Origin of the sequence: Mycobacterium sp. (assembly GCF_035697385.1) — a bacterium.
Lineage (GTDB): Bacteria > Actinomycetota > Actinomycetes > Mycobacteriales > Mycobacteriaceae > Mycobacterium.
In genome coordinates, this window is sequence record NZ_DASSCY010000319.1 from 1 (window position 1) to 9,758 (window position 9,758).

The following is a 9,758-nucleotide window of genomic DNA, read 5'->3' on the forward strand; positions in this document are numbered from 1 at the left end:
GCCCACACCCGCCACGAGGCGGTGTCCAAGGCCCGACGGTCGCGACTGCTTCCGTAGCAGTACGGTGCGCTAGATGGGCACGACGATCGAGGCCGACTACCTCGTGGTCGGTGCGGGCGCGATGGGAATGCCGTTCACGGACACGCTGGTCAGTGAGACCGCGGCGACCGTGGTCGTGGTCGACCGCAACGACGAACCCGGCGGGCACTGGACTACGGCTTATCCCTTCGTGCGGTTGCACCAACCGTCGGCCTATTACGGCGTGAACTCACGGGAGCTCGGCAGCAACACCATCGACGAGAGCGGCCTCAACGCCGGCTATTACGAGCTGGCCCGCGGCACCGAGGTGTGCGCCTACTTCGACGCCGTCATGCGGCAGCAACTGCTGCCGACGGGCCGAGTGACATACCTGCCGATGAGCGAATACCTCGGCGACGGTCTGGTCCGCACGGCCGGCGGGGACGAGATCCGGGTGTCCGCACGCCGCATAGTCACCAGCCACGTGAACATCGTCGTGCCGTCGATGCGTCCGCCGGCTTACGCCGTCGCCCCAGGTGTCGACTGCGTTCCGCCCAACGACCTGCCTCGAATCCGCGACGCCCGGGACCACTACGTCATCGTCGGCGCTGGCAAGACCGCCATGGACGCGTGCCTGTGGCTGCTGCACCACGGCATCACGCCGCAGCGGTTGACCTGGATCAAGCCCCGCGACTCTTGGCTGTTGGACCGCGCAGCGGTGCAGCCCGGCCGGCAGTTCGCCAAACGCACGCTCGCCGACTTCTCTGGCCAGCTCGCGGCGGTGAACGAGGCCGAATCACTTCCGGATTTGTTCGACCGGCTGGAAACCAAGGGTTGCCTGCTGCGAATCGACAAGGACGTCGACCCGACGATGTACAGGTGCGCGATCCTGTCCCAGGGCGAACTCGAAGCGCTGCGGCAGATCAACGACGTCGTGCGGATGGGACACGTCCAGTCGATCGAACCGGGCCAGATCACGCTCGATGCCGGCACCGTGAAGATCAACGACTCAGCGCTCTATATCGACTGCACCGCAGATGGTTTCGGCCGCAAGGAACCTACCGCGGTGTTCAGCGGCGACCACATTTCGCTGCAGACGGTGCGTACCTGCCAGCCGGCATTCAGCGCCGCCGTCATTGCGCACGTCGAAGCGGCATATCCCGACGACGACACCAGGAACGCGTTCTGCAATCCGGTGCCCTATCCACAGGAGCCAGCCGATTGGCTGCGAATGATGTTGACGTTCAACAAGAATCAACTGCAATGGTTCTCTGACCCCGACATGATGACTTGGGTCGACGCCGCGCGACTCAACGTGCTGCACCACGTGACTGCCGCCGTCAGCGAGCGGGCACGCGAGAAGATCATCTCCGTGCTGACGTCGCAGCTGCCCACCATCAACGACAAGCTGGAAACGCTGCTGGCCCAAGCCTGATGGCGACGCGGCCTTCACTGCGCACCGGCCTTCGCCCGACGCTGAATTCTGGAGGACCAAGCCCTTCGAATGTCGCTACGAGCAGCTGCCACGGAAGCTCGCCGAGAGTAGGGAATATGACGGATCTGGCGCGAATTCCGTCATATTCCCGACTCTCGCGAGCCGGGCAATTTGCGCGTCCCCAGATGCGCTCGCTAGGCGAGCGAGTCCACCCACGCCCGATGCAGCGCCGCGTACCGCCCGCCGTCACGCGCGATGAGGTCGGCGGGCGCGCCGTCCTCGACGATGCGGCCGTGCTCGAGCACCAGTACCCGGTCGGCGACCTCAACGGTGGACAACCGGTGCGCAATCACCAGCGCGGTCCGGTCGGCCAGCACGGTTTCGAGCGCCCGCTGCACCATCCGCTCGCTCGGGATGTCCAGCGACGAAGTGGCCTCGTCGAGGATGAGCACCGCAGGATCGGCGAGGAACGCCCTGGCAAAGGCCACCAGCTGCCGCTGCCCCGCCGACAGCCTGCCACCACGCTTGGCGACGTCGGTGTCGTAGCCGTCGGGCAGCGATTCGACGAACCGGTCCACGCCGACCGCCGTCGCGGCCGCGCGCACCTCCGCCTCGGTGGCGTCGGGCCTGCCGAACCTGATGTTGTCGGCGACGGTCCCCTCGAACATGAAGTTCTCCTGCGTGACCATCACGACGTGGCGGCGTAGCTCACTCTGCGAAACGTCGCGCAGGTCAACGCCATCCAGTGTCACCGAGCCTGATGTCGGGTCGTAGAACCTGGCGATCAGCTTGGCGATCGTCGTCTTGCCCGCGCCGGTGGTGCCGACCAGCGCGACGGTCTGCCCGGCAGGGACGGTGAAGCTCAGGTCGGGCAGCACCGGCCGGTCCGGCACATACGAGAACTGCACATCGTGGAATGCGACCTCGCCGCGTACCGACGTCAACGCGACAGGGTGCTTCGGCTCCTTGATGCCCGGCCGTTCGGCGAGCACACCGGCCAGCTTCTCCAGCGCCGACGACGCGGACTGAAATGTGTTGAAGAACTGGGAGATTTCTTGCATCGGCTCGAAGAACATCCGCAGATAGAGCAGGAACGCGGCCAGCGTGCCGATCGTCATCTGACCGTGCAGCACCCGGTAGCCGCCGTAGAGCAGCACCACGCCCGTGGTGATGTTGCCGACCAGCTTCACACCCGGCATGAAGATTGCGAGCAGCCGGAACGTCTTCTCGTTGATCTCGCGGTAGCGATCCGCGACGTCCTCGAAGATCTCCTGGTTGCGGGGCTCGCGCCGGTACGCCTGCACCGCCTTGATCCCTGTCATCGTCTCGACGAACTGGACGATGACCAACGCCGCGCTCTCGCGCACCTTGCGGTAGGTCTTGGCCGACTCGTTGCGGAACCACCACACCAACCCGACCAGCAGCGGGAACGCCGCCAAGCACATCAACCCGAGTTTGACGTCCAGCGTGATGAGCAGGATCGAGGTCCCGATCAGCGTCAGCACGGCCGTGATCAGGCTGTCGAAGCCCGTCTCGAGCATGTCCTGGATGGCCTCGACGTCGTTGGTGGACCGGCTGACCACCCGGCCCGACGTGTACCGCTCGTGAAAGGCGATGTCGAGCCGCTGAAAATGCCGGTACACCCGTCGCCGCAACTCCAGCAGCACCTTCTGCCCGATGCGGCCGGACCGGCGCAGGAAGAACATCCGGCTGGTGCCCTGGATCAACACCACGGCGCCCAGCACGCCGACGACGATCATCAGCGTGTGCGCAGGGCCCCCTGCCAGGATCGGCGGAATACCCTTGTCGATCCCACGCTGAACCAGCAGCGGAACCGAAAGGCGCGCAACGTTTTCCACCACCACGACCAGGGCAAGCAAGGCGACCGACACGCTGTACGGCTTCAGCAGCGAGCCCAGTAGCGCACGGGCCTCGCGGCGGCGGTCCAGCGTCTCGTCGATGGGGCCGTCGTCGGACTGACTGTCGTCGACCCGGCCCCGCCATTTCTCGACTGCGGCCTCGACCGGTGGGGTATCGGTTGCCGTCATCGGCGCTCGACCTCCACCGTCGGCAGGAACCGCCTGTCATCGCATGCGGCCTCGGTGGCCTCCTGCTCCTCGTAGGCCTGGTCCAGCCGGTTGCGCTCTTCATCGTCCTGCCATGCGCACGCGCGCTCGGCGCCGTCGTCGAGTTCGTCGTCGGCGGCCAGCAGGTAGCGGTACTGCGGAACCCGCGCCAGCAGCTCGGCGTGGGTGCCGGTGTGGGTGATGGTGCCGCCTTGGTCTGTTCGGCTGAGCAACGCGACCTTGTCGGCGAGCATTACGGTCGACGCCCGGTGGGCCACCACGATGCCGGTGACGTGATGCAGCACCCGGCGCAGCGCCTCCTCGACGACGGCCTCGGTGTGCACGTCGAGCGCGGACAGAGTGTCGTCGAGCACCAGGATCTTGGGCCCCGCGAGGATCGCCCGTGCCAGCGACAGCCGCTGGCGCTGCCCGCCGGACAGGCTCATGCCCTGCTCGCCGATGCGAGTGTCGAGCCCGAACGGCAGGTCGTAGACGAACTGCGCGGCGGCGATCTCGATGGCCTGCGCCATCTGCTCATCCGTCGCATCCGGCCTGCCAAGCCGCAAGTTCTCCGCCACCGACATCGAGAACAGCGTCGGGTCTTCGAAGGCGGTGGCAACCGCCTGCCGCAGCGCGGGCAGCGACAGCTCGCGGATGTCCTGGCCGTCGATGCGGATCTCGCCCTCGGTGACGTCGTAGAGCCGCGACAGCAGTGCGGCCAGCACCGACTTGCCCGACCCCGTCGAACCGACCAGCGCCAGCGTCTCTCCCGGTTCGACGGTGAGCGTGACATGGCGCAGGGCCCAGTCTCCATCGTCGCCCTCTGACCCACCCCGTGCGTCCGGAAATTGGAATCCGACGTCGACGAGTTCCAGCCGGCCGCCGCGCGGTGTCTCGTCGCGCGGGCCGTCGGTGATTTCGCGTGGGGCGTCGAAGATCTCGGCGATGCGATTCGCGGCGGTGAACGACTCCTGCGTCATCGACAGCAGGAAGCCCAGCGAGGCGATCGGCCACACCAGCGACAGCATCATCGTGATGAACGCGACCAGCGTGCCCATGGTGACGTAGCCGTGGCCGGCCGCGTAGGCACCGAAGCCCAGCACGACGATCAGCGTCAGGTTGGGGATGATCTCGAGCACGGTCCAGAACTTCGCCGACACCGACACCCTGCTGACCTGTGTGTCGTAGAGGTTGGTGAGCTGCTCGTCGAACCGGTTGTAGGAGTAGTCCTCGCGACCGAAGGACTTCACCACCCGCACGCCCAGCGCGGCCTCTTCGACGTGCGTGGCGACGTGGCCGGACTGGTCCTGCGCCAGCCGCGACAGCTGGGTGTACTCCTGCTGGAAGTGCAGCACCGTCAACGTGATCGGCACGATCGACACCAGCACGACAACGCCAAGCGGCCAGTACATCGCCAGCAGGATCGCCGTGACCACCGTGATCTGCAGGCCGTTGAGGATCAGGAACACCAAGCCGAATGACATGAAGCGGCGAATTGTGCTCAGGTCGTTCATGATTCGCGACAGCAGCTGGCCGGATTGCCAGCGGCCATGAAAGCTCATCGGCAGGATCTGCAGCCGCGCGTAGAGGTCCTTGCGAATGTCGGCCTCGACGCCCATCGTGGCGCGGGCGACCAGCCAGCGGCGGATGAACCAGAGCACCGCCTCCGCGATGCCCACACCCATCGCCGCGGTGCCGAGCACCCACAGCCCGTGTTGATCCTGATGGCGCACCGGCCCGTCGATCACGGCCTTGGTCATCAGCGGAATGGCCACGGTGGCAACGAGGCTCACGATCGCGATGACAACCATGGCGATCCACCGCACCCGGTACGGCATCAGGTAGGGCAGCATCCGCCACAGATCCGAGCTTGACCGCATCCGCGCGGGCGGCGGCGCTATCGCTGGCGCCGAGCGCAGGGCGGATTTCGCGGGATCAATCACTTAGTAGATCTTCCCATGCGTGGCAAATTGATAACATCCGCGCCGAGATGCGTCGGCGCGTCATGCGGCGACATTCTCGGGATCGGGCTGGCCGCCGAACTGGGTCTCGTACAGCTCGGCGTAACGTCCGTCACGGGTCAGCAGCTGCTCGTGCGTGCCGCGTTCGACGATACGGCCGTCCTCGACGACGAGGATCACGTCGGCGGCGCGCACGGTGGAGAGCCGGTGGGCGATCACGATCGAGGTCCGGCCCGCCAGCGCCTCGCCGAGAGCCTGCTGCACCGCGGCCTCCGATTCCGAGTCCAGCGACGCGGTCGCCTCGTCAAGCACCACCACCCGCGATTGCCCCAGCAGCAGACGCGCGATCGTCAACCGCTGTCGCTGTCCACCGGAGAGCCGATAGCCGCGCTCCCCCACCACGGTGTCGAGCCCGTCGGGCATATCGGCGACGACGTCGGCGAGGCGGGCGCGAGTAAGCGCCGTCCACAGCTCGTCGTCGGTCGCGTCCGGAGCAGCCAGCCTCAGGTTGGAGCGGATCGACTCGTGGAACAGGTGCCCGTCCTGGGTCACCATTCCAACGGTGCTCTTGAGCGACTCGAAGCTCAGATCCCGGACGTCGATACCGTTGAGCCGCACCGCGCCGGAAGAGACGTCGTACAACCGTGCCAGCAGCGACGCGATCGTCGACTTGCCCGCACCAGAAGACCCGACCAGCGCGACCATCTGACCGGGCCGCGCGGCGAACGAAATACCATGCAACACTTCGTCTTCGCCGCGAACTTCAGTTTCACTGAGAACCGCTACCTCCTCCAGCGAGGCCAGTGAGACCTTGCCCGCCGACGGGTAGGCGAAGCGCACGTCGTCGAACGTCACCTCGACAGGACCATCGGGCACGACGACCGCGCCCGGCTTCTCGGTGATCAGCGGCTCGAGATCGATCACCTCGAAGACCCGCTCGAAGCTGACCAGCGCGCTGGCGACCTCGACGTGCGCGTTGGCCAGCGCGGTCAGCGGCGCATAGAGGCGGGTCAGCAGCAGGGCAAGCGACACAATCGCGCCGGCCTGCAGATGCCCGCCGATGGCCAGCACGCCACCGAGTCCGTAGACGAGCGCCAGCGCCAGTGCCGACATCAGCGTCAGCGAGTTCATGAAGACCGACTGCAGCATCGCCGTGCGCACCCCGATGTCGCGCACCCGGCCGGCCCGCACCGCGAACTCCCGCGACTCGGTGGACGGTCGGCCGAACAGCTTGATCAACGTCGCGCCTGGCGCCGAGAACCGTTCAGTCATCTGGGTGTTCATCGTCGCGTTGTTAATCGCCGCCTCCCGCGACAGGCGCGCCATCGTCCGGCCGATGCGGCGGGCAGGCACGATGAACAGCGGGACCAGCACCAGCGACAGCAGCGTGATCTGCCACGAGATCGACAGCATCACCGCCAGCGTCAATGTCAGTGTCACGACATTGGAGACGACGCCGGACAAGGTGTCGGAGAATGCGCGCTGCGCGCCGAGCACGTCGCTGCCGAGCCTGGTGACGAGCGCGCCGGTGCGGGTGCGGGTGAAGAACGCCACCGGCATCCGCTGCACGTGGTCGAACACGGCGGTGCGCAGGTCGAGGATCAGGCCTTCCCCGATGGTCGACGACAGCCATCGCGTCACCAGCGACACGACGGTCTCCGCGACGGCGACGGCCGCGATGACCGCCGCCAGCATCACCACCACCGCCGGCGCTCCGCCGCCGACGATCTCGTCGACGACCTTGCCTGCCAGCACAGGCGTTGCGACCGCGAGCAAGGCACTGACCACGCTGACCGCGACAAACCCGCCCAGCCTGCGGTGATGGCGCCCCGCAAAGCGCCAGATCCGGCTCAGCAGGTCGCGGTCGAACAGCGAGCGCAGGTCTCCGCCGCGGGCATGCGCCTGCCGATACAGGGTCTGCCGGGCAACCGTTTCGATGTTCATGAAATTCACCGTAGAACCTCAACAAATGATGAGGTCAACGCCTTCCCGGCGAAGCGGGCCCTACAGGTCGTCGCGGTGGGTCTTCTGCAGTTCGGCCTCGGCGTCCTCGAGTGCCTGCCGCGCCGCCCGTATGCGCGCCAGCAGGTCGTCCTTCTCGTGCTCGGCGCGGTCGGCCGACCGGGCCTCCTCCATGGAGTTGAGCACGATGCCGATGAACAAGTTGAAGATCAGGAACGCGGCGATCACGGTGTAGCTGATGAAGAACACCACGGTCCAGTGGGAGATCTGCTGGCCCATCGCGATGTTGTCGACCAGGTTCTCCACCGTGAGCATCAGGAACATCGTCAGCATCGCGTGTCCGATGTTTCCGTAGTGCTCGGGGTCGTGCTCAGCGAACAGGACCCAGCCGATCATCCCGTAGATGTAAATCAGCAGAAGCGTCGCCGCGGCCAGCGACGCAACGCCGGGCACGCTCCTGCCGATCGCGCCAACGATCACCCGAAGGTCGGGCAGGAAGCGGACCACCCGCACGATCCGCGCCACCCGCACCAGGCGCAGCAGCATCGCGTTTTCCCGCAGCCACGGCACGAACGACGCCACGACAACGACGAAGTCGAAGACGTTCCATTTGTCCTCGGAGAATGCGTGGGCGTTCCACCGAAACGCGGTGAGCCGAATCAGCAGTTCGACGACGTAAATGCCGAGGATGACGTGGTTGACGGCGCTGAACAGCCCGTGATAGCCGGCCGCGAGCCCCGCAAAGGTTTCCAGACCGAGAACCACAGCGTTGATGACGATCACACCGAGCATCACGGTGTCGAACGCCGGATTGGCGATGAGTGTTTTACAGCGCTCGACTATCGCCGGCGAAGTCGGCGGGGGCTTCGATGAAGACGCATCGACGGCGGCGGGACCGCTGGAGGTGGGTTGCACGGTATCTCCTTAGCAAACTGGCGCGGCCGTCGCGCGGCAATCGCCAGGGTTCGTCCGCGCAGCTTCCCGCAGTTGGGCCACTTCATCAGGCAAGATTTAGGGCATGGACAGTGCTGCATCGCCCCGGGTGCTCGTAGTCGACGACGACCCGGACGTGCTTGCCTCGCTCGAGCGCGGCCTGCGGCTGTCCGGGTTCGACGTGGCCACGGCCGTCGACGGCGCCGAGGCGCTGCGCAGCGCGACCGAGACCAGGCCGGACGCCATCGTGCTCGACATCAACATGCCGGTGCTCGACGGGGTCAGTGTGGTCACCGCGCTGCGGGCGATGGACAACGACGTCCCAGTCTGTGTCCTTTCTGCGCGAAGCAGCGTCGACGACCGCGTCGCGGGGCTCGAAGCCGGCGCCGACGACTATCTCGTCAAGCCTTTCGTGCTGGCCGAACTGGTGGCCCGGGTGAAGGCGCTGCTGCGCAGGCGCGGCTCGACGGCGACGTTCTCGTCGGAGACCATTCAGGTCGGCCCGCTTGAGGTCGACATCCCCGGGCGGCGGGCCCGCGTCAACGGCGTCGACGTCGACCTGACCAAACGCGAATTCGACCTGCTCGCGGTGCTCGCCGAGCACAAGACTGCGGTGCTGTCGCGGGCCCAGCTGCTCGAGCTGGTATGGGGGTATGACTTTGCCGCCGATACCAACGTCGTCGACGTGTTCATCGGATACCTGCGCCGCAAACTGGAGGCGGGCGGCGCACCTCGGTTGCTGCATACCGTGCGCGGGGTTGGATTCGTCCTGAGAACCCAGTAGTCCGATGAACCTGCTGTCGCGGATCTTCCGTCGCACCCCGTCACTGCGCACCCGCGTGGCGTTGGCCACCGCCATCGGCGCGGCGATCGTGGTGGCGATCGTGGGCACCGTGGTCTGGATCGGCATCACCAACGACCGCAAGGAGCGACTCGACCGCCGCCTCGACGAGGCAGCCGGCTTCGCGATCCCGTTCCTGCCGCGCGGACTCGACGAGATCCCGAAGTCGCCCAATGACAAAGATGCGGTCATCACGATGCGCCGGGGCGACGAGGTGACGTCCAACTCCGACGTCGTGCTGCCGCAGCTGCCTGCCGGCTACGCGGACACCCATGTCAACGGTGTGCGGTACCGCGTCCGCACCGTCGACATCCCGTACTACCCAGGGCCCATGTCGGTGGCGGTCGGCGCGACCTACGACGACACCATCGCCGACACGAACAACCTTCATCGCCGGGTGATCATCATCTGCGTGCTCGCTGTCGGCGCGGCCACCGTGTTCGGCTGGCTGCTGGCCGCTTTCGCGGTGCGGCCTCTGAAACGGCTCGCCGAGCAAACCCGTCAGATAGACGCGGGCGACGAGGCGCCCGACGTCGAAGTCC

General features: G+C 66.5%; 6 protein-coding genes and 1 pseudogene. 3 read left to right on the forward strand and 4 right to left on the reverse strand.

The genetic code is table 11. The features are described 5' to 3' along the window. Window positions 1-73 precede the first annotated feature (73 nt). On the forward strand, window positions 74-1,453 hold the full coding sequence (locus VFH65_RS27250; protein ID WP_353325949.1) for an NAD(P)/FAD-dependent oxidoreductase: 1,380 nt from the start codon (window positions 74-76) through the stop codon (window positions 1,451-1,453). 194 nt (window positions 1,454-1,647) lie between these two features. On the opposite strand, the gene VFH65_RS27255 is transcribed toward VFH65_RS27250, so the two are convergent. From VFH65_RS27255 to VFH65_RS27270, 4 genes are all read right to left on the reverse strand, one after another. Further along, a complete protein-coding gene (locus VFH65_RS27255; protein WP_353325951.1) occupies window positions 1,648-3,501 on the reverse strand; it encodes an ABC transporter ATP-binding protein in 1,854 nt (617 codons plus the stop codon). After that, window positions 3,498-5,399 (reverse strand): ABC transporter ATP-binding protein, encoded by a 1,902-nt coding sequence (locus tag VFH65_RS27260; protein ID WP_353325958.1) that lies wholly within the window; start codon window positions 5,397-5,399, stop codon window positions 3,498-3,500. Before VFH65_RS27260 ends, VFH65_RS27255 begins: the two co-directional genes overlap by 4 nt. A 123-nt stretch (window positions 5,400-5,522) precedes the next feature. Then, complete coding sequence (locus tag VFH65_RS27265; protein WP_353325953.1) at window positions 5,523-7,424, reverse strand: ABC transporter ATP-binding protein; 1,902 nt, start codon at window positions 7,422-7,424, stop codon at window positions 5,523-5,525. Between the two features lie 60 nt (window positions 7,425-7,484). Beyond that, on the reverse strand, window positions 7,485-8,357 hold the full coding sequence (locus VFH65_RS27270; protein ID WP_353325955.1) for an ion transporter: 873 nt from the start codon (window positions 8,355-8,357) through the stop codon (window positions 7,485-7,487). Window positions 8,358-8,460: 103 nt separating this feature from the next. On the opposite strand from VFH65_RS27270, the gene prrA reads away from it, so the two are divergent. Next, window positions 8,461-9,159: a two-component system response regulator PrrA gene (gene prrA / locus VFH65_RS27275; RefSeq protein WP_353325956.1), complete on the forward strand. Its 699-nt coding sequence runs from the start codon at window positions 8,461-8,463 to the stop codon at window positions 9,157-9,159. A 4-nt stretch (window positions 9,160-9,163) separates the two neighbouring features. Further along, window positions 9,164-9,758, forward strand: a pseudogene (locus tag VFH65_RS27280) (two-component sensor histidine kinase); the annotation flags it as partial.